This window comes from Streptomyces sp. NPDC040718 (assembly GCF_055593565.1).
Map to the genome: position 1 here is coordinate 160588 of NZ_JBVIXO010000003.1, position 18933 is coordinate 179520.

At 74.4% G+C, this 18933-nt stretch carries 16 protein-coding genes; 10 read left to right on the plus strand and 6 right to left on the minus strand.

Annotation, left to right across the window (positions count from 1 at the left end; genetic code table 11):
- Positions 1-73 precede the first annotated feature (73 nt).
- Positions 74-1015, plus strand: a complete 942-nt coding sequence (locus ACZ597_RS09460) for an NAD-dependent epimerase/dehydratase family protein (protein ID WP_471327192.1) — start codon at positions 74-76, stop codon at positions 1013-1015.
- The gene (locus ACZ597_RS09465; protein WP_471327194.1) at positions 1012-4344 is read left to right on the plus strand and encodes an aminotransferase class I/II-fold pyridoxal phosphate-dependent enzyme; all 3333 of its coding nucleotides are present in this window, start codon (positions 1012-1014) and stop codon (positions 4342-4344) included. Before ACZ597_RS09460 ends, ACZ597_RS09465 begins: the two co-directional genes overlap by 4 nt.
- Before the next feature lie 22 nt (positions 4345-4366).
- Here ACZ597_RS09465 and ACZ597_RS09470 read toward each other — a convergent pair whose 3' ends face one another.
- The 5 genes from ACZ597_RS09470 to ACZ597_RS09490 all read right to left on the minus strand — a co-directional run bounded on the left by ACZ597_RS09470 (position 4367) and on the right by ACZ597_RS09490 (position 9254).
- Complete coding sequence (locus ACZ597_RS09470; protein ID WP_471327196.1) at positions 4367-4939, minus strand: toxin; 573 nt, start codon at positions 4937-4939, stop codon at positions 4367-4369.
- Positions 4936-5388, minus strand: coding sequence for a helix-turn-helix domain-containing protein (locus ACZ597_RS09475; protein WP_471327198.1), 453 nt, complete (start codon positions 5386-5388; stop codon positions 4936-4938). The genes ACZ597_RS09470 and ACZ597_RS09475 overlap by 4 nt, the downstream gene beginning before the upstream one ends.
- A 307-nt stretch (positions 5389-5695) precedes the next feature.
- The gene (locus tag ACZ597_RS09480; protein ID WP_471327201.1) at positions 5696-6850 is read right to left on the minus strand and encodes an MAB_1171c family putative transporter; all 1155 of its coding nucleotides are present in this window, start codon (positions 6848-6850) and stop codon (positions 5696-5698) included.
- 41 nt (positions 6851-6891) lie between these two features.
- Positions 6892-7620, minus strand: a complete 729-nt coding sequence (locus tag ACZ597_RS09485; RefSeq protein ID WP_471327204.1) for a TetR-like C-terminal domain-containing protein — start codon at positions 7618-7620, stop codon at positions 6892-6894.
- A gap of 371 nt (positions 7621-7991) precedes the next feature.
- Positions 7992-9254 carry an MFS transporter gene (locus ACZ597_RS09490; protein ID WP_471327207.1) on the minus strand — a complete coding sequence of 421 codons (1263 nt, stop codon included), beginning with the start codon at positions 9252-9254 and terminating at the stop codon, positions 7992-7994.
- 151 nt (positions 9255-9405) lie between these two features.
- Between ACZ597_RS09490 and ACZ597_RS09495 the strand changes: the two genes are divergently transcribed.
- The 6 genes from ACZ597_RS09495 to ACZ597_RS09520 are packed head-to-tail and all read left to right on the plus strand — an operon-like array spanning position 9406 to position 15293.
- Positions 9406-10440 carry an ABC transporter substrate-binding protein gene (locus tag ACZ597_RS09495; protein WP_471327210.1) on the plus strand — a complete coding sequence of 345 codons (1035 nt, stop codon included), beginning with the start codon at positions 9406-9408 and terminating at the stop codon, positions 10438-10440.
- The gene (locus ACZ597_RS09500) at positions 10430-11638 is read left to right on the plus strand and encodes a FecCD family ABC transporter permease (RefSeq protein ID WP_471327213.1); all 1209 of its coding nucleotides are present in this window, start codon (positions 10430-10432) and stop codon (positions 11636-11638) included. The genes ACZ597_RS09495 and ACZ597_RS09500 overlap by 11 nt, the downstream gene beginning before the upstream one ends.
- A complete protein-coding gene (locus ACZ597_RS09505) occupies positions 11635-12423 on the plus strand; it encodes an ABC transporter ATP-binding protein (protein WP_471327216.1) in 789 nt (262 codons plus the stop codon). Before ACZ597_RS09500 ends, ACZ597_RS09505 begins: the two co-directional genes overlap by 4 nt.
- An 11-nt stretch (positions 12424-12434) precedes the next feature.
- Entirely contained in the window at positions 12435-13274 is an 840-nt protein-coding gene (locus ACZ597_RS09510) for a Rossmann-like domain-containing protein (protein ID WP_471327219.1), read from the plus strand.
- A complete protein-coding gene (locus ACZ597_RS09515; protein ID WP_471327222.1) occupies positions 13271-14326 on the plus strand; it encodes a GHMP family kinase ATP-binding protein in 1056 nt (351 codons plus the stop codon). Before ACZ597_RS09510 ends, ACZ597_RS09515 begins: the two co-directional genes overlap by 4 nt.
- On the plus strand, positions 14247-15293 hold the full coding sequence (locus ACZ597_RS09520) for a pyridoxal-phosphate dependent enzyme (RefSeq protein WP_471327225.1): 1047 nt from the start codon (positions 14247-14249) through the stop codon (positions 15291-15293). Before ACZ597_RS09515 ends, ACZ597_RS09520 begins: the two co-directional genes overlap by 80 nt.
- Here ACZ597_RS09520 and ACZ597_RS09525 read toward each other — a convergent pair.
- Positions 15256-16203 (minus strand): methionyl-tRNA formyltransferase, encoded by a 948-nt coding sequence (locus ACZ597_RS09525; protein ID WP_471327228.1) that lies wholly within the window; start codon positions 16201-16203, stop codon positions 15256-15258. The two genes, ACZ597_RS09520 and ACZ597_RS09525, sit on opposite strands and share 38 nt — an antisense overlap.
- Positions 16204-16472: 269 nt before the next feature.
- Here ACZ597_RS09525 and ACZ597_RS09530 point away from each other — a divergent pair, with 269 nt between their 5' ends.
- Both ACZ597_RS09530 and ACZ597_RS09535 read left to right on the plus strand, forming a co-directional pair.
- Complete coding sequence (locus ACZ597_RS09530; RefSeq protein ID WP_471327230.1) at positions 16473-17840, plus strand: lysine N(6)-hydroxylase/L-ornithine N(5)-oxygenase family protein; 1368 nt, start codon at positions 16473-16475, stop codon at positions 17838-17840.
- 21 nt (positions 17841-17861) lie between these two features.
- On the plus strand, positions 17862-18926 hold the full coding sequence (locus tag ACZ597_RS09535; protein WP_471327233.1) for a FecCD family ABC transporter permease: 1065 nt from the start codon (positions 17862-17864) through the stop codon (positions 18924-18926).
- Positions 18927-18933: the final 7 nt, after the last annotated feature.

Genomic DNA, 18933 nt, shown 5'->3' on the forward strand with positions numbered 1-18933 from the left:
TCAAGCCAAACGGGCCGGTGCGACCGGAGGTCGTTTTGCCCGGGGCGGGTACCCCCCGCGCTACTGTGCGTGCGTGAACTCTCATGTCGTCATAGGCTTCGGGCCCGCCGGGGCCGCCACCGCTCGGCTGCTCGCCGAACGGGGCCACTCAGTCAAGGTCGTCACCGCCTCGGGCCGGGCCCCGGAACCCGGCATCGAGCACGTCGCACTGGACGCCCGGGACAGCGGGCGGCTGACCGAGGCGGCGCGGGGCGCCGTCGCCCTCTACAACTGCGCCTCGCCGCCCTACCACCGCTGGGCCGCCGAATGGCCCGCGCTGGCCGCGTCGTTGTGCACGGCCGCCGAGGCCACCGGTGCGGTCCTCGTCATGCTGGGGAACCTCTACGGGTACGGCCCGGTGGACGTCCCCATGACGGAGGAGCTGCCGCTCGCGGCGACCGGCCCCAAGGGGCGGGTCCGCGCGGCCGCCTGGGAGCGGGCGCGCGCACTCCACGAACAGGGCCGCCTCAAGGCCGTCGAGGTGCGGGCCTCGGACTTCTTCGGACCCGGCGTCACCGACGGCGGCCACCTGGCCGCCCGCGTGGTGCCCCCGCTGCTGCGCGGCAAGCCGGTCTCCACCCTCGGCGACCCGGACGCCCCGCACAGCTGGACCTACCTCCCCGACGTGGCCCGGGCCCTGGCCGAGGCCGCGGACGAGGAGCGGGCCTGGGGCCGGGCCTGGCACGCGCCGACCGGACCCGCCCTGTCCGTCCGCGAGATGACCGGCCGGCTGGCCGCCGAGGCGGGAACCGGACCCGTCGCGGTGCGGGGGCTGCCCCCGGCCGTGCTGGCCGTCGGCGGGCTCTTCTCCCCGCTGCTGCGCGAACTCAAGGAGATCCGCTACCAGTTCGACCGCCCGTTCGTCGTCGACGCGAGCGCCTGGGAGGCCGCGTTCACCGTACGGGCCACCCCCGTCGACGAGCAGGTGAAGGCGACCGTGGCATGGTGGCGCGAGCGCCTGGCAGCCGGCCGATGACCCCGCCGAACCCGCCGTCCCCGGTGGCGCGCGACGACATCGCCGTCGTCGGCATGGCGTGCAGGTTCCCCGGCGCCCGCGACGTCAACCAGTACTGGCGGCTCCTCACCGACCCGCAGCCGCAGTTCTCCCGCATACCCGACTCGCGGTGGCGCGCCGCGGCCTTCCTCAGCGACGACTTCCGCGACACCTCGGCCGCCTACACGGACACCATGGCCCTGCTGCCGGACGTGGACCGCTTCGACGCCGCCCACTACGGCATCCCGCCGCGCCGGGCCAGGGCCATGGACCCCCAGCACCGGCTGCTGATCGACCTCGCCCGCGAGGCCCTCCAGGACGCGGGGTGGGAGGCCGGCGGCTTCGACCGCGAGGAGACCTCGGTCATCACCGCGCTCACCGAGAGCGGCTACCGCCAGCTCAGCACCATGCGGCTGCGGATGCGCCAGCTCGCCGGCGGCGAGTTCGGGGCGCGGGCCGCCGACCCGCGCTGGCAGGAGACGGTCCGCGCGGTCGACGGGCTGCACGGCACCTCCGCCGCCGGGCTCCTGCTCAACATGGGACCGAACACCATCAGCTCGGTCTTCGACCTGCACGGCGAGAGCTACGCCCTGGACTCCGCCTGCTCCGGCGGGCTCATGGCCGTGGCCAACGCCGTGTACGCGCTGCGCGCGGGCCGCACACGCATCGCGCTGGCGGGCGGCGCGCAGCTGGTGCTCACCCCCGACCTGCTGGTGGGCCTGTGCCGGATCGGGGCGATCTCGCGCAGCGGCCGGTGCCTGCCCTTCGGGGCGAAGGCCGACGGCTTCGTCCTCGGCGAGGGCGCCGGGATCCTCGTGCTGCGGCCCCTGTCCGACGCCCTCGCCGCCGGCGACCGCGTCTACGCGGTGATCCGGGGCATCGGCACCGCCAACGACGGGACCGTGCAGGGCGGGATGCACCCCCAGGCGGCCGGCCAGCTCCGCGCCCTGCGCCGCGCCTACCGGGACGCGGACCTGGCGCCGGACGCGGTGGACTACCTGGAGGCGCACGGCACCGGCACCACGGTCGGCGACCCCGTCGAGCTCGACGTCCTGCGCGAACTGCGCGGCGAGGGCGCCCGGCCGGCCCACCTCGGCGCGGTGAAGGCGGTGGTCGGCCACTCGCTGAACTCCGCCGGCCTGGCGGGGCTCATCAAGTCGGTGCTGGCCGTGCACCGGGGGGTCATCCCCCCGCAGCCGGAGTTCGAGGCGGCCGACGGCGCCCTGCTGGACTCCGCACGGCTGGCCGTCCCGACGGCACCGGTCCGCTGGCCGGAGACCGGCGGACCGCGGCGGGCCGGCGTGAGCGCCTTCGGCTTCGGCGGCACCGGCGTCCACATGGTGGTGGAGCAGGCCCCCGGCCCGGCCGTGCCCGCCGCGCCGGGGGAGGGGCCGCACGTGCTGGTGCTCAGCGCCCGCGACCGGGCGGGGCTGGCCCGGCACGCCCGGGAACTGGCCGAGGTCATCGCCGAGGACCGGCCGGAGCCGGCCGCGGTGGCGGACACCCTGGCCCGCCGCGCGCCGCTCGGGGAACGCCTCACCCTGGTGGTGGAGGACGCGGCCGACGCCGTGGCACGGCTGACGGAGGCAGCCGCCGGGGTGGAGGCGGGGCGTACGGGGGACCCCGGGGCGGAGCGGCCCGCGGTGCCCGGGCCGCGCGTACCGCCGTGCACGCTGCCGCCGAGCCCGCTCGCCCCGCGCCGCCACTGGGCCGTGGACGGGGCGGCCCGCGACGTGGCGGGCCCGGACGCGCCCGGGGACGCGTACGCGGTGGAACGGCCGGCAGCGGGACCCGCGGTCCCCTCCGTCACGGAGTCCGTCGCGGCCATCGTGCTGGAGGAGGTCTCCCGGGCCGGTGTCTTCCCCCTCTCGGACGTGGGCACGGGCATGTCCCTCGTGACCGACCTGGGCTTCGACTCCCTCATGCTCCAGGAGCTGGAGGCCAACATCGGCAAGCGGGTGCCGGGCTTCCGTGCCGAGGAGCTGTTCACCCCCGGCCTCACCGTCGGCCGTCTGATCGCCCTGGCCGCCGGGGACGGGGACGCGCCCGGGGTCCCGGCGACCTCTGCGGAAACGATCCTGCTCGACGTGCCGCCGCAGTGGAGCCCCGACTCCGCCAGTGTCGACGCCTTCCCCGAGGTGGCCCGGTTCGAGGAGCGGCTCGACGCGGTCGCCGGCAGCCCCTCGGGCTACCCGTACTTCCGGGTCCACGAGGGCACCGTCACCGACACCACGGTGATCGGCGGCCGCCCGTACCTGTCCTTCGGCAGCTACAACTACCTCGGCCTGTCCGGCCATCCGGCGGTCAACGCGGCCGTGCACGAGGCCGTGGACCGGTACGGGACCTCGGTCTCGGCGAGCCGGGTCCTCTCCGGCGAACGCGACCTGACCGTACGGCTGGAGCGGGCGCTCACCGACTTCCTCGGCGTCGGGGACTGCCTCGCCCTGGTCAGCGGCCACGCCACCAACGTCACCGCGATAGGCCACCTCGTCGGCCCCGGCGACCTCGTGGTCCACGACGCGCTCGCCCACGACAGCATCCTCCAGGGCTGCGCCCTGTCGGGAGCCGCCCGCCGCCCCTTCGCCCACAACGACATGGCCGCCCTGGAGCGGATGCTGAGGCTCAACCGGTCCCGGTTCCGGCGGGTCCTGATCGCCGTCGAGGGCGCGTACAGCATGGACGGGGACCTCGTCGACCTGCCCGCCGTGATCGAGCTGAAGAAGCGCTTCGGCGCCCTGCTGATGGTGGACGAGGCGCACAGCATCGGCACGGTGGGCGAACGCGGCCGGGGCGTCGGAGAGTTCCACGGGGTGGACCGCTCGGACGTGGACCTGTGGATGGGCACCCTCTCCAAGGCCTTCGCCAGTTGCGGCGGCTACCTCGGCGGCTCGGCCAGGATGGTGCGCTGGCTGCGCCACACCCTGCCCGGCTTCGTCTACAGCGTCGGCCTGACCCCGGCCAACGCGGCTGCGGCCCTGGCCGCCACCGAGCTGATGGCCGCGGAGCCGGAGCGGGTCCGGGCGCTGCGGCGCAACTCCGCGCTCTTCCTGGACCTGGCCGCCGCGGCCGGACTGTCGACGGGCTCCAGCGGCGGCACTCCGATCGTGCCGTGCATCCTCGGGGACTCGGCGAAGACCCTGCGGGTCGCGCACGGGCTCTTCGAACGGGGCGTCGTGGCCGACCCCATCTTCCACCCCGCGGTGGAGGAGGGGCTGTCGCGGCTGCGGTTCTTCATCACCAGCGAGCACCGCGAGGACGACATCAGGCGTACCGTCGCCCTGCTCGCCGAGGAGGTGGCCGCAGGGGGGTAAGCCGGGGGCGGGTGAGCCCATCTCAGATCAGGGTGCGTTCGATGCGGCTGAGGGTGGCGCTCTTCGCCGGACGGTCGCCCGCGCCCTCTTCGGCGTCGCCGGCGTGCCGGTCGGTGCCGCCGCCCATGCGCTGGGAGAGCAGGTAGGCGATGATCTCCGCCTCCTGTTCCTGGACGTCGTCGTAGGTCGCGCGCAGGAGCATGTCGCGCACGATGTCGGGGTCGAGGTCGGGGAACAGGAGGCGGGCGGCCGCCTCGTCCAGTCCGCCGGCCCCGCGGTGGCAGCAGATGATGTGGCCCAGCTCGTGCAAGATGATGTGCTCCTGATGCGCGCTGGTGGTGTTGGCGTCGTAGAAGATCAGGTCCTCGTCGCGGGCGGCGACCCACATGCCGCACGGGTGCGACGAGGGCATCTGCATCGGGACCAGGATGATCGGGCGGTCGCGGACCTCGCCGAGGTGGCGGCAGAGCTCGGCGACGTCGGGGGCCTCGGGGAGGCCGAGTTCGGCGATGCGCCGGGCTCCGGCCTTCCGCAGCTTCTTGAGCCGGCTGCGGCGGTCGTGGTCGGCGGCCCGCTCCTTCCAGACGCTCCTCATCCGGGGTCGCCGGCGTCGGTGACGGGGGGAAGGCCCTGCAACTGCCGGTACTGGTCCATGATGGCCGTGATCGCGGCGAGGTTCTCCTTCTTCATGCCGGCCGCACGCATCGCCACGGCGCGGACGCCGGACTGGCGCAGCGCCTCGATGGCGGCCACCTGGCTGAGTACGGACTCGGCGACCTTGTCGTCGAAGAAGTAGGCGACCGACACGCCGAAGAATCGGGCGAGGGCCGCCAGGAGGTCGGGCGAGGGGTTGGAACGCTTGCCCGTCCGCAGCTGGGACAGGTACACACCCCCGACCTTGAGTTCGGGGTTGGCCCGCTTGAGCTCCTCCGCCACCTCTGCGTTCGTCCAGTGCCTGCCCTTGGGGCGGACGGTCTTGAAGAGGTCGTCGAGGCGCGTCGCGAGCAGGGGCCGGTCGTCGGCCTCGGTCTCGGTGTCGGTCATGGTGATCCTTCCTCCCGTCACCTCCTCGGTATAGCCCTTGGCTATACGTCAGTTTCACAGATTAGCGGTCAGTTGACAATTGGGCTGGACTCCTGCCAACGTTGGGTCTCGCCGATAGCTGGCAGTTAACTCGACTCACGGGGGTTCGTCGGTTGGCTCGCCGGTGAAAAACGGACTGGCCCGGCCCTCGGGGGATGGGCCGGGCCAGTCCGGGCGGTGAACCGCCCGTCCCGCCCCGTGCGGAGACGGGGGGTAACGGGGGAGCCACCCGCCCGGTTTGACGGGGGATGCAAACCGGGCGGGAGCTTCAACTCGCGGTGCCGAGCTTACTGTAGGCAGCCGCTACTTTGGTGAGCCATGCGACCTCCGCCGTGAAGTTGTCCGTGTCGCGGTCGTCGAAATCGCCGGCGTCCTTGTTGTCGTGAGGGACGGTGCCGTTCCGCTTCGCCAGCAGGGCCTGCTTGATCTGCGCCGCTTCCGTGAACGCCTGCCGGGACTCCTCGCTGGCGTCCTTGCCCGGCCCCCCGGAACCGGGGGCGGTGCGGTCGATGTAGGGGCGCAGATCCCGCCACCCGTCGCGTATCTCCACGACCCGGCGGTGCAGCCGGTAGTCCATCTCGGAGACCGAGGCGCCCGGCGGCTCCAGCGCGATGTCCGGGGAGGACTCGTACAGGTCCCGCCACAGCGGGTACAGCGCCCGGTAGGACCGGTAGCTGCGCGCCCAGTCCAGCAGCCTGGTGGCCGAAGGGCCCCAGGAGGAGTTGGTCAGGCTCAGCGACAGGATCACGATGCCCGTCGCGCTGAAGACGTTCGACGCCAGCTTCCAGACGCCGATGTCGATCCCCGCCGCCGACGTCAGGATGTTGACCGTCCTCGCCGAGCAGTACAGGAAGAGGACCACCGCGGCGACGCGCAGCATCCGCAGCGCCTGCCGCAGCGAGGCGTTGTCGGTCATCTCCGCGTAGGGGCCGCACTGGCGGAAGATCGTGACGCACGGAACCGCCTGCGACACGATGAAGGCCAGCAGGTACGTCAGCACCAGCGGCCGGCCGCTGCCCGTGTCGAAGTCGGAGGACGGCCGGTTCGTGCCGTCCGCGAGCAGGAACAGCGCGACGAGCAGCACGTTCAGGGCGATGCCGGTGACCGTCCACCAGCGGGCCCTGCGCAGCGCCTCCTCGTCGGCGTCCGCCCACTTCAGCAGGATGATCTGCGAGCTCACGCAGAAGGCCACCGCCGCCAGGTGCATGAGGAGGATGGCGAGGTTGCCGACGCCGAGGACGCTGCCGCCGCCCATGGCGACGGCGCCCATCGTGAAGGTCAGGCACTGGAGCAGGAGGGTGGTGATCAGCGCGCGGTAGGCGCTGTCCCGCCAGCTGCGCCGTGCCTGGAACAGCCGGTAGACGAGCGCCGCGTACGAGGACAGCGCCGCTATGACGAAGCAGAGGGTTCTGGTGGTGTTCACGTCCTGGATTTTCTGCGGGTGCCGCGTAGGGGACGGACGGGTCAGCCGGTCTTCTCGGCCAGGGGGACGTCGAGGCCGACGCCCTCGGCCGCCACGGCGATCGCGTAGTCGAAGAAGGCGGCCTCGTCGCTGACGCTGTCGTGGGTGCGGCTGAAGACCTGGAAGACCAGGAGGCCGATCAGGCCGCTCCACAGGACGATGCCGCGCTCGATGATGTCCGAGAACGGAGCCCCGGGCACACCGCCGAAGGCCGCCACGGCCTCGGGCAGCAGGAGCCGGCGGGCGGGCGGCGTCCGCCGGGGCGGGGTGAGTTCACCGGCCTCCAGGGCGGAGCGGATGACCCCGGCGAGCACCGCCGGCGTACGCGAGGCCGGCGGGACCGTGTCCTGCGGCGCGTGGTAACCGGGTACGGGCGAGCCGTAGATCAGGGTGAACTCGGCCGGGTTCTCGAACGCCCACTGCCGCAGCGCCCGCGCGGCCGCGAGCAGCCGCGCGCCCGTCGGGGCCCCCTCGGCCGCGGCCGCCCCGTCGGCCCGCTCCATCGCGGCGCCGGACGCGTTGTACGCGTCGATGACCAGGGCGGTCAGCAGGTCGTCCCGGTGCGGGAAGACGGCTTCCACATCGGTGACGGCAAGACCGCTCTCGTGTGCCACGGCCTCCAGGGACAGCCCAGCGGCCCCCAGCTTCGCCAGCTGCGCACGCGCGGCGTCCATGACCCGGGCCGCAGGGCTCGTGCGTTCGGGATTCGAACTCGTTGCGGAAACGTCCATGCCGGAACCGTACCGGCCGCGAGCCGGCGGCCGTGAGCACGGCCACCCCGACCCCGCGGCCGGGCGCGGTGTTCCGGCCACCGCCCGTCCCGCGCCGCTCGACGCGCCTTCGCACGGGCAGGGCGGCGGAGGGCTCCGGCCGGTCCTTCGTCCGCTTGAGGATGCTCCTGCGGGTGGGGTGCTGCGCGGTCAACGGGGCCTCCCGGTGCGAAGGGTGCGGCAGCCGGGCGGTCTGAGCGCCCCGGCGGCCGGGTGGACTGGCGCTCGGGAACGTGGCGACGGCCATGCGGCCGGGGGATCCGGAACATTGCGGGATGACACCCGTGCCGCCCTCGGGTAGCGGGTGTCGGGGAACCCCCCGGCCGGTGCGGTCAGCCGCGCGCCGCCGGGGCCGTGCGGGCGAAGTGGCGGGCGGTGGGCACCAGGGCGGCCGCCGCCGGTACGAGGAAGCAGGCGGCGGCGCAGACCGCGAGGACGGCCGTGACCCCGAAGGCGTCGATGGCGGGGGCGATCAGGGCCAGCCCGACCGGAGCCAGGCCGTAGGACACGAGGAAGTCCAGCGAGGAGACCCGGGCCAGCTTGTCCGGGGCCACCTCGCGCTGGGTGGCCGTGAACCAGGGCACGTTGAACAGCTCTATCCCGGTCCCGGCGACCGCGTACGCGGCGACGACCACCGCCGGGTGCACGGGCAGTACGAGGCTCAGCGGCGCGAACCCGTACGCCGCCAGCCCGGCGAAGGCGGCCCAGCCCTGCGAGCGCGGCCGCCGCCGGGCCATGAGCAGCGCTCCGGCGAGCGCGCCCACCGTGTAGGCGGTCATGGCCGCGGCCAGCACCCACTCGGTGCCGTAGCGGTCCCGGCTGATCAGCGGCAGGGCGACGCTGGTGGCGGAGTAGCCGAGCGAGATGACGCAGACGAGGGCGGCGAGTCCGGCCGGGAACCAGGGGTGCCGGCGCGCCTCGCGTATCCCCTCCGCGAACTCCGCGCGGAAGCCGGCGCGCGGTGCGGGACCGGCCGCCGGGGCCGGGGAGGCGGCGCCCCGGGCGGGGACGAGTGCGGCGGCCAGCCAGAGCAGCCCGATGCCGAGGAGCAGCGTCCGCACGTCGAGGAAGGCGGCGAGCAGCGCCGTCAGGGCGGGGCCGGCGAGCGTGGAGGCGCGCACCGCGAGGGTCATGGCGGCGTTGGCCTGCTGCCGCCGCTCCGGGTCGACGGTCTCGGCGACGAGTGCCTGGAACGCCGGTCGGCAGGCGCCCTGTCCGGCACCGGCGAGGGCGGCGGCGGCCGTCATCAGCACGAGGGAGCGGCCGAGTCCGGCGGCGAGCAGGGGCGCGGCGGCCCCCGCCGCGAGGGCCGACCAGAGGACGACCGCACGGCGCGAGTGCCGGTCTGCCAGTACGCCGCCCACGGCGACGGCGGCGAGGAATCCGGCGGTGCGCGCGGCGAGGACCAGTCCGAGGCCGGCGGCTCCGAGATCGCGGTGGAGCACGGCGAGCCCGAGGACGAAGGGCAGGGCCCAGGTCGCGAGGCCGGAGGCGGTGGTGCCCGCCCAGAGCCGCAGGAAGGCGGGTTCGCGCAGGATCGAACGAGGGGGCGGGGGAGGGGACTTGGCGGCGGTCGGTGCGGGTGTGGTGGCCACGGGGCGGGTGCTCCTGGAAGGCGGGGAGGCGGTTCGGGGAACCACCCCCGAGGTGGTTAATGAAAATGATTGCCATTACAGTACCCTTCCATCGCGGCACTTCTGCCCGGTGCACGACAACGCCCGCCCCCGCCCCCAGACCGGAGAACCCATGCGCCACCCCGCCCGCCCCGGCATCGCCCTCACCCTCGCCACCCTCGCCCTCGCCACCGCCGGCTGCTCCACTGCGGGCGGCGGCGGCTCCGGTGCGGCGGCCCCCGCGCCCGCTGCCGGAGCGGCATCGGTGACCAGCTGCGGCAGCCCGCTGGCCTTCGCCGCACCCCCGAAGCGGGCCGTCGCCCTCGACCAGGCCTCCACCGAGACCCTCCTCGAACTGGGCCTCCAGGACCGGATGGCCGGAACCGCCAACCTCAAGACGAAGATCCCCCCGCAGTACGAGGCCGCCTACGCCAAGATCCCGGTCATCGCCCCCAAGATCGCCACGGGCGAGCAACTGCGCGCGGCCACCCCCGACTTCGTCGTCGCCGGATCCGCCGACCTCTTCACCGCGGACCGCGCCGGAACCCGCGAGGAGCTGGCCGCCCTCAAGGTCCCCGCCTTCGTCAGCGCCGTGGACTGCCCCGAGCGGAACCCCGCCGGGAAGTCCCCCTTCGAACTGCTCTTCTCCGACTACGAGAACCTCGGCCGCGTCTTCGGCGCCGAAGAGCGCGCGGGCAGGCTGGCCGCCGGCCAGCGGGCCGCCGTCGCCAGGGCGGCGGAGACCGGCGCCAAGGCCCCGCAGGGCGCGGACCGGCCCACCGTGGTCTACCTGTACTCCGTCTTCAACGGCATGCCGTACGTCGCCGGGAAGAGCGGCCTGCCCGGCGAGATGAGCCGGATCGTCGGCGCCAGGAACGCCTTCGACGACGTCGACGGGGACTGGCCGGAGGTCTCCTGGGAGGAAGTCGCCGAACGGGACCCCGACTTCATCGTGATCGGCGACCTCTCGGAGCGGGGGCGCCCCGGCGACAGCGCCGCCGAGAAGCGCGCCGTGATGGCGCAGCACCCGGTGGTGTCCCGGCTGGGCGCGGTCCGCGACGGCCGCATCATCGAGGTACCGGGCATCGAACTCGACCCCTCCGTGCGGTCGGTGCACGCCCTCGGGCTGCTGGCCGCCGGGATGAAGGACCTCGGACATGTCCGCTGACCCGGGCGGGCACGGCGGCCCGGCGGACCTGCTGCTCCCGGCCGGCCCCCGGCCCGTGGCGGACCCGCTGCTCCCGGAGGCCCGCGAGCGGGCGGGGCGCGGGCCGGCGGTGCCGGACGCGGCCGGCGCGGGCTCCGGCTCCGGCGCCGCCCGGTCCGGGCCGGCCTCCGCGGGGCCGCGCCGTGGGCGCCGCACCCTCGGTGCCGTCCGCGGCCCCGCCGCCGCCGCCGTCCTGGCGGGCTCCCTGGCGGCGGCCGTGCGCACCGGCACCGCCGACGTCGGCTGGAGCGGCCTCGCCCGGGTCCTCGGGTCCCGGCTCGGTCTGGCCGTGGAGCCGCTGCCCCCGCTGCTGGACTCCCTCGTCTGGGACCTGCGGCTGCCGCGCGTGCTGATGGCCGCCCTCGTGGGCGCCTCGCTGGCCGTCTGCGGCGCGGTCCTCCAGGCCGTCACCCGCAACGCCCTGGCCGACCCCTACCTGCTGGGCGTCTCCTCCGGCGCCTCGGCGGGAGCCGTCGCCGTCGTCGTGCTCGGGGTGGGCGCGGGCGCGCTCGGGGTCACCGGCGGGGCGCTCGCCGGCGCGCTCCTCTCCTTCGGCGCGCTCCTGCTGCTGCTCCGGCGCACCGGACTGGACTCGGTCCGCATCGTGCTGACCGGTGTGGTCGTCGGCCAGCTCTTCACCGCGCTCACCTCGCTGGTCCTGATGGCCTCGGCGGACGCGGACACCACGCGGGCCGTCACCCACTGGCTGCTCGGCTCGATGGCGCCGGCCCGCTGGGACACCGTCGCGGTCTGCGCGGCCGTCACCCCGCTGGGCCTGGCGGCCGCCTGGCTCTGCTCGAACGCCCTCGACGGGCTCGCCTTCGGCGGCGACACCGCCGCCTCCCTCGGCATCGGCGTACGGCGCACCCGGCTGCTGCTGCTCGTGGTCACCGCCGTGCTGACCGCCGTGGCCGTGGCCACCGTCGGCGCCATCGGCTTCGTCGGCCTGATCGTCCCCCACGGGGTGCGGTTCCTCGCCGGCCCGCGGCACCGGGTGCTGCTGCCGTACGCGGCTCTGGCCGGCGCGGTGTTCCTGGTGTGGACGGACGCGCTGGCCCGGATCGCCTTCGCACCCCGCGAGGTGCCCGTCGGCGTGATCACCGCCCTGCTCGGCGTACCGCTCTTCCTCCTCGTCCTGCGCAGGAGGGGGGAGCTGTGAGGATCGGCGCAGAAGGGCTGGACTGGTCCGTGGCGGGCACGCCCGTCGTACGCGGCGTCAGCCTGGACGTCGCCCCAGGGGAGACGGTCGGCCTGCTGGGCCCCAACGGCTCCGGCAAGTCCTCGCTGCTCCGCTGCCTCGCCGGGCTGCGCACCCCCGACGCGGGCACCGTCCGGTACGACGGCGAGTGCGTACGGGACTGGAGCGCGCGCCGGACCGCCCGCCACGTCGCCTTCGTCGGGCAGGACGCGGCCGCCGACAGCGACCTGACGGTCGCCGACGTCGTCGGCCTCGGGCGGACCCCGTTCCGCGACCGCTGGCGCGGACCCGACGCCCGCGACCGGACGGTGGTCGCCGCCGCACTGGAACGCGTCGGGCTCACCGGGCTCGCCGGACGGTCCTGGCGGGCCCTGTCGGGCGGCGAGCGGCAACGCGCGCACATCGCCCGCGCGCTGGCCCAGCAGCCGTACGGGCTGCTCCTGGACGAGCCCACCAACCACCTCGACGTCCGCCACCAGCTGGAACTGATGGAGCTGCTCACCGGCACCGGCCGGACCGTCCTCATCGCCCTGCACGACCTGTCGCTCGCCGCCCGGTACTGCGACCGGCTGCTGCTCCTGCACCACGGCCGCCTGGCCGCCTCGGGCACCCCCGCCGCCGTACTGACCCGCGAACGGCTCGCCGAGGTCTTCGAGGTGGACGCCGAACTCACCACCGACGCCCTCGGCAACCCCGCCGTCGGCTACCGGGGCCCCCTCCCCGCGACACCCCGACCCGCACCCTGAAGAGGACACCCATGCACGGCACCACCAGTACCCGCACCACCGTCGACGCCCTCACCGAGGCCGTCCTCGCGGGCTCGCACGGCCCGCTCCCCTCCGAGCTCACGGCCACCAGCGTCTTCTGGATCCACCACGGCACCCGGCTGGCCGGCGGCGACACGACCTACCTCAACCAGTACGTCCTGGTCCGCGCCGGCGCCTCCTTCGGCGGCTGCGCCTTCGAGGCCGGGCAGATCGACCCCGCGCTCTGCCGCGACTACTCAGGCGCCCCGCTCGACGTCCTGCTGCGCGAGGCCCCGCGTCCGCTGCGGACCGCCGCGCTCGACGCCTACCTCGGCGGGGTGCGCCCGCACGCCGCGGCCGCCGGCGCGGGCGACGCCGAACCGGTCGTCCTGCCCGCCGGTGCCCCGGAGGTCCGGGCCGGGGCCAGGGACGCGGCCATCGCGGGCCTGCTCGACATCGAGGAGGGCGCCTCCGTCGGCCTGATCGGGGTGGTCAACCCGCTGGTCGCGGCGATCCGCGAGCGCGGGGGCGTACCGCTGCCCTGCGACTTCAACCTGAAGGCCACCCAGTGGGGCGACCCCGTCACCGACGACATGCACGAGGTGCTGGAGCGAGCCGACGCCGTCGTCGCCACCGGGATGACCCTGGGCAACGGCTCGTTCGACACCATCCTGGAGCGCTGCCGGTCCCGGGGCGTCCCGCTGGTCGTCTACGCGCAGAGCGGCAGCGCGGTGGCCCGGGCCTTCCTCGGGTCCGGGGTGACGGCCCTGTCCGCAGAACCGTTTCCCTTCTCCCAGTTCAGTGCCGGGGAGACCGTCCTGTACCGCTACCGGACGGCGGACCGCGCATGATCCCCGCCACCCGTACCGCGCCCGCCCGTACCGTCGCCGCTCCCGGTGCCCTCCGCGCGGGCAGCGGGCGCGCCCCCTGCCACCACGGCGAGATCCTCCAGGGCGTCTTCCTCGACGGCGCCGGACGCCGCTGCGCGGGCCTGGTCACCCTCCCCATGGCCGGCCCCGGCAGCCGTGCCCGGTTCCACCCCCGGCCCGGGACGGACCCGGGGGCCCTCACCGTCGTACCCGCCGGCCGGACCAAGGCCGCCCGGGCCGCCGCCCTCGCGGTCGCGGAGTGCGCGCGGCGGTCCGGGAGGCCGCCCTGCGGCGGCGAGTTGCGGCTCACCGGCGGCGTCCCGGTGGGCCTGGGCATGGGCAGCTCCACCAGTGACGTGATCGCCGCCGTGCGCGCGGTCGCCGACGGGTACGGGCTGCGGCTGCCGCCGGACACGGTCGCCGGGCTGGCCGTACGCGCGGAACTGGCCTGCGACCCGCTGATGCTGGACGGCCGGCCGGTGCTCTTCGCCCAGCGCGAGGGCCGCGTCCTGGAGGTCCTCGGCCCGGCCCTGCCGCCGCTGGTCGTGGTGGGCTGCGCCCTCGGCGGGGGCGCGCCCGTGGACACCCTGTCCCTGCCCGTACGCCCGCCCGCCGAGGCCGGCGCGGACGAGGTACGGGCCTTCGAGCGGCTGCGCGCGCTGCTGCGCCGGGCGGTCGCCACCGGCGACGTACGGCTGCTCGGCGAGGTCGCCACCGCCAGCGCCCGGACCGGCCAGCGCGTGCTGGCCCACCCGGAGTTCGAGGCGCTCACCGCTATCGCCCGGCGGGTCGGGGCGGCGGGCGTGCAGATCGCGCACAGCGGGGCCGTGGCGGGCCTGCTGCTCGACCCGGCCGCACCCGGCCTGCGGCACCGCGTGCGCTCCTGCCTGCGCGCCCTGGACGCCCACGGCATCCCCGCCACCCGGACCTTCACCACCACCGAGGAGATCCCGAATGGACCAGCACATCGCGGAGGCGGTCGGCCGGCCGGACCTGGTACGGCTCGACGACCGGCTCGTCTGCCTGCGCTTTGAGACGATGAAGGCGGTCTCCGCCCTCGCGGCGGTGCGCCACCTGCTGGACACCGGCGCCGTGCGGCGCGGCGACACCCTGCTGGACAGCTCCAGCGGGATCTACGCGTACGCCCTCGCCCTCGCCTGCCACCGGTACGGCATGCGCTGCCACATCGTCGGCTCGACGACGGTGGACCGCACCCTCGGCGTCCAGCTCGCCGTGCTCGGCGCGACGCTGGAGCGGATGGAGCCGTGCAGCGACCTCAAGCTGGACCAGAAGCGGCGGGTCGAGCGGATCCACGAGATCCTCGCCGAATACCCCGAGTACCACTGGATGCGGCAGTACCACGACGACGTCCACTACCTCGGCTACCGGGCCGTCGCCGACCGGATCAGGGAGGCGGTCGGCGACGGCCCGCTCACCCTCGTCGGCGGGGTCGGCTCGGGCGCCTCCACCGGCGCCCTCGCCCGCTACCTCCGCGCGGGCCAGGGCGGCGGCGCGGACGTGGAGCTGGCCGGCGTACAGCCCTACGGCAGCGTCACCTTCGGCGCGGAGCACGTCAGCGACCCCGAGATCATCATCGCGGGCATCGGCAGCTCCATCCCCTTCGGCAACGTGGCGCACGAGCTGTACGACACCCTGCACTGGATCTCCTTCGACGCGGCCCTCGCCGGCGGAGTCGACCTGCTGCGCCGGCACGCGGTCTTCGCGGGGCTGTCCACCGGCGCCGGCTACCTGGCGGCCCGCCACGAACTGGGGCGCGCCCCGGAGCGGACCGTCGTCTTCGTCGCGGCCGACACCGGGCACCGCTACGTCGACTCCGTCTACGCCCGCCACCGCGAGGCCGCCCGCATCGGCGACCTCGTACCGTGCGAGGTCACCGGTGCGGACGAGCTGTGCCTGCCGTGGTCCCGGATGCGCTGGAACCGCCGGCCGGACCCCCGGGGGCTCACGGTGTCCGGGTCAGGTAGCCGCCCATGGAGGTGAAGTACTCGGTCGCGGGCAGCTCGCGTCCGTCCTCGGTCCGTACGCGCGTGACGGCCAGGCCGTGGTTGCGGCCGGTGGCGGCGTCGGCGCCGGCGACGATCACCACGCCGTCGTCCTCGCGGTAGAAGATCCGGCCGGGCGTGCCGCCGTACCGGGCGCGGGAGACCGCGGCGGCCAGGACCTCGACGCGCCGGCCCCTGTGGAAGGTGAAGGCGCTGGGGTACGGGTCGGACTGGGCGCGGACCAGGCGTTCGAGGGTCTCCGCGGGCCAGGTCCAGTCGATCCGGCCGTCCTCGACGGAGCGCTTGTGGAAGAAGCTCGCCTGCGAGCGGTCCTGGCGGGTGAACTCCCGCTGCCCGGAGGCGATCAGCCCGAGCGCGCCGATGGTGACCGGGGCGATCAGGTCGACGGTCTTGTGGAAGAGGTCGGTGGCGGTGTCCGCAGGTCCGACCGGGACCGCCTCCTGCCGCACGATGTCGCCGGCGTCGAGCTCGTCGTTCATCATGTGCGCGGTGACGCCCACTTCGGTCTCCCCGTTGATCAGGGCCCAGATCAGCGGGGAGAACCCGGCGTACTTCGGGAGCAGCGAGTCGTGCACGTTCAGCGTGCCGTGGCGGGGCAGGCCGAAGACGCGCGGGGGGATCCAGGTCCGCCAGTTGTTGGCGACGATGACGTCCGGGTCGGCGGTCCGGAGGCGCTCGAACAGCTCGTCGTCGTCGGGGCGGTTGCGCAGCAGTACCGGGACGCCGTGCTCCTCGGCGAGGTCGGCGACGGAGTCGCTCCAGATCTTCTCGTAGACGTGCTCGCTCTTGGGATGCGTGACGACCAGTACCACGTCGTGCTCGGAGTCCAGGAGGGCTTGCAGGGTGCGGTGCCCCCAGGTCTGGTAGCCGAACATGACGACCCGCATGGAGTTCCTCCTCAGCGCAGGGGGTTGGCCGCCGGTCAGTTAAGCAAGGCTTGCCTAAGCGCGCAACGGGGCGCATTGGGGGGCGTGTTGGCTTCCGTGTGCTCCCGCCGGCCCGCTCCGGCCCCTCGACAGCCCCAAGAGAATCAGCTTAGCCTTACCTAAGTTTCGGGCCGGGGCCTTGGCCGGCGGTCCCGCGTCCCGTATTTCCCCATTGCTCGACCAACGGCCGCCGCGCGGCGCTGCGGCCGCCCCCGCACGATGGGAGTGACATGGCACAGGCTCGTCCCGGCGACGCCCCTCTGATCCACGACCTCGTAGGCATCGGCTTCGGACCGTCCAACGTGGCCATGGCGATCGCGCTCAGCGAGCACAACGCACGCGTCGGCAGACAGGACGCGATCACCGCCCAGTTCTTCGAGGTCCAGCCGCGCTTCGGCTGGCACCGCGGCATGCTCATCGACGACGCCACCATGCAGGTGTCCTTCCTCAAGGACCTGGTGACCCTGCGGAACCCGGCCAGCGAGTTCAGCTTCCTGTGCTACCTCAAGAGCAGGGGCCGGCTGGTCGACTTCATCAACCACAAGAGCCTCTTCCCCCTGCGGGTGGAGTTCCACGACTACCTGGAATGGGCCGCGGCCCAGGTCGACGACATGGTCTGCTACGGCCACGAGGTCGTGGGCGTGACCCCCGTCCTATCCGGCGACGGGGTCGTGGAACACCTCGACGTCACCGTCCGCTCGGGGGAGGGCCTCGCCCTGCACCGGGCGCGCAACCTCGTCATCGGCACCGGGCTGCGCCCCTTGATGCCGGAGGGCGTGGAACGCACGGAACACGTCTGGCACACCTCCGAACTCCTGACCAGGGTCGAGGAGATGGCCGGGTCCGCGCCCTCCCGGTTCATCGTCGTGGGCGCGGGGCAGAGCGCCGCGGAGAACGTGGCCTACCTGCACCGCCGCTTCCCCGGTGCCGAGGTCTGCGCCGTCTTCACCCGCTACGGCTACAGTCCCGCCGACGACAGCGGCTTCGCCAACCGGATCTTCGACCCGGAGGCGGTCGACGAGTTCTTCACCGCCCCCGAGGACGTCAAGCGCGGCCTGATGGACTACCACCGCAACACCAACTACTCCGTGGTGGACATCGACCTGATCGACGACCTGTACCGGCAGATGTACCAGGAGAAGGTCCTCGGGACCGAACGCCTGCGCTTCCTCAACGTCTCCCGGCTGACGGAGGTGAAGGAGGACCCCGCGGCCGGGGTGCGGGCCACCGTGCGGTCGCTCGTCACCGGCGAGGAGACCCCCCTGGACGCTGACGCCGTGGTCTTCGCCACCGGCTACCGGCCCGCCGACCCCCTCGGCCTCCTCGGCGAGGTCGCCGGCCGCTGCCTGCGCGACGACGAGGGGCGCTTGCGCGTCGAACGCGACTACCGCATCGGCACCGACCCCGGCGTGCGCTGCGGCATCTACGTGCAGGGCGGAACCGAACACACGCACGGCATCACCTCCTCCCTGCTGTCCAACACCGCCGTCAGGGTCGGCGAGATCCTCGGCTCCCTCCTGGGCCGCAGCCCCGGACCGGGACCCGGCTCCGGCACGGCCCGGACCGTCGCGGACGGCACCGGCAGCACCGCCCGCTAGCGGAAGGTGGCCTACTCGGAGATGGGCACGACGAGCGCGATGGAGCGCCCCGCGCCCGGGGGCGCGCCCCGGGCGCCGCGCCGGCGGCGGGCGGCGGGGCCGGGCACGCTGGTGGCGGTCCTGCTCGTGGCGGCCGTGGTGTCGCTGGCCGTGGGCGCCCGCGCGCTCACTCCCGCGGAGGTGTGGCAGGGGCTGTTCGCGGGGCAGGAAGCCGACCGGAGGCTGACCGAGATCAGGCTCATCGTGCAGACCGTACGGGTGCCCCGGACGGTCCTCGCGATCGTGGCCGGAACCGCCCTGGGGGCCGGCGGGGCGCTGATCCAGGGGTACACGCGCAACCCGATCGCCGACACGGGGCTGCTGGGGGTGAACTCGGGCGCCTCGTTCGCCGTGGTGACGGTGATCGCGGAGTTCGGATTCACCAGCCCGTTCCAGTACGTCTGGTTCGCCTTCCTGGGGGCGGCGGTCGCAGGGGCCGTCGTGTTCGGGCTGGCGAGCATCGGGCGGGGGGCCGGCAATCCGCTGACCCTGGCACTGGCGGGGCAGGGGGTCACGGTGTTCCTCGCGGCGATGACCACAGCGGTCGCGCTGTCGGACCAGGCCTCGCTGAACGCGCTGCGGTTCTGGAACGCGGGCTCCGTGTCCGGGGTCGGCTTCGCTGTCATCGGGCCGGTGGCGGCGTTCGTCGCCGCCGGGCTGGTACTGGCCCTGGCCACCCTGCCCGCGGTCAACCTGCTGAACCTGGGGGACGACGTGGCGCGGGGGCTCGGCGTGAACACCACGCTGGTCCGGAGCGCCGGCATCGTCGCGATCACCCTGCTGGCGGGCGCGGCGACGGCGGCCTGCGGCCCCATCGCGTTCCTCGGCCTGATGGTGGCCCACGTGGCCCGGTACCTGACCGGTCCGGACTACCGCCGGCTGGTGCCGTACGCGGGCCTGCTCGGCGCGATCGTCCTGCTGGTCTGCGACATCGCGGGACGTCTGGTGGTGCGGCCCGGCGAGCTGGACGCGGGGGTCCTGGTGGCCCTGCTCGGGGCGCCGTTCTTCGCGGTGCTGGTGTGGCGCGGAAAGTTCAAGAGCGCGTGAACGGGGC

Coding starts and splice junctions, on each gene's coding strand:
- ACZ597_RS09465 (WP_471327194.1), top strand. CDS start 1,012: ATGACCCCGCCGAACCCGCCGTCCCCGGTGGCGCGCGACGACATCGCC.
- ACZ597_RS09495 (WP_471327210.1), top strand. CDS start 9,406: ATGCGCCACCCCGCCCGCCCCGGCATCGCCCTCACCCTCGCCACCCTC.
- ACZ597_RS09500 (WP_471327213.1), top strand. CDS start 10,430: ATGTCCGCTGACCCGGGCGGGCACGGCGGCCCGGCGGACCTGCTGCTC.
- ACZ597_RS09525 (WP_471327228.1), bottom strand. CDS start 16,203: ATGCGGGTCGTCATGTTCGGCTACCAGACCTGGGGGCACCGCACCCTG.
- ACZ597_RS09530 (WP_471327230.1), top strand. CDS start 16,473: ATGGCACAGGCTCGTCCCGGCGACGCCCCTCTGATCCACGACCTCGTA.
- ACZ597_RS09510 (WP_471327219.1), top strand. CDS start 12,435: ATGCACGGCACCACCAGTACCCGCACCACCGTCGACGCCCTCACCGAG.
- ACZ597_RS09535 (WP_471327233.1), top strand. CDS start 17,862: ATGGGCACGACGAGCGCGATGGAGCGCCCCGCGCCCGGGGGCGCGCCC.
- ACZ597_RS09485 (WP_471327204.1), bottom strand. CDS start 7,620: ATGGACGTTTCCGCAACGAGTTCGAATCCCGAACGCACGAGCCCTGCG.
- ACZ597_RS09470 (WP_471327196.1), bottom strand. CDS start 4,939: ATGAGGAGCGTCTGGAAGGAGCGGGCCGCCGACCACGACCGCCGCAGC.
- ACZ597_RS09475 (WP_471327198.1), bottom strand. CDS start 5,388: ATGACCGACACCGAGACCGAGGCCGACGACCGGCCCCTGCTCGCGACG.
- ACZ597_RS09515 (WP_471327222.1), top strand. CDS start 13,271: ATGATCCCCGCCACCCGTACCGCGCCCGCCCGTACCGTCGCCGCTCCC.
- ACZ597_RS09520 (WP_471327225.1), top strand. CDS start 14,247: ATGGACCAGCACATCGCGGAGGCGGTCGGCCGGCCGGACCTGGTACGG.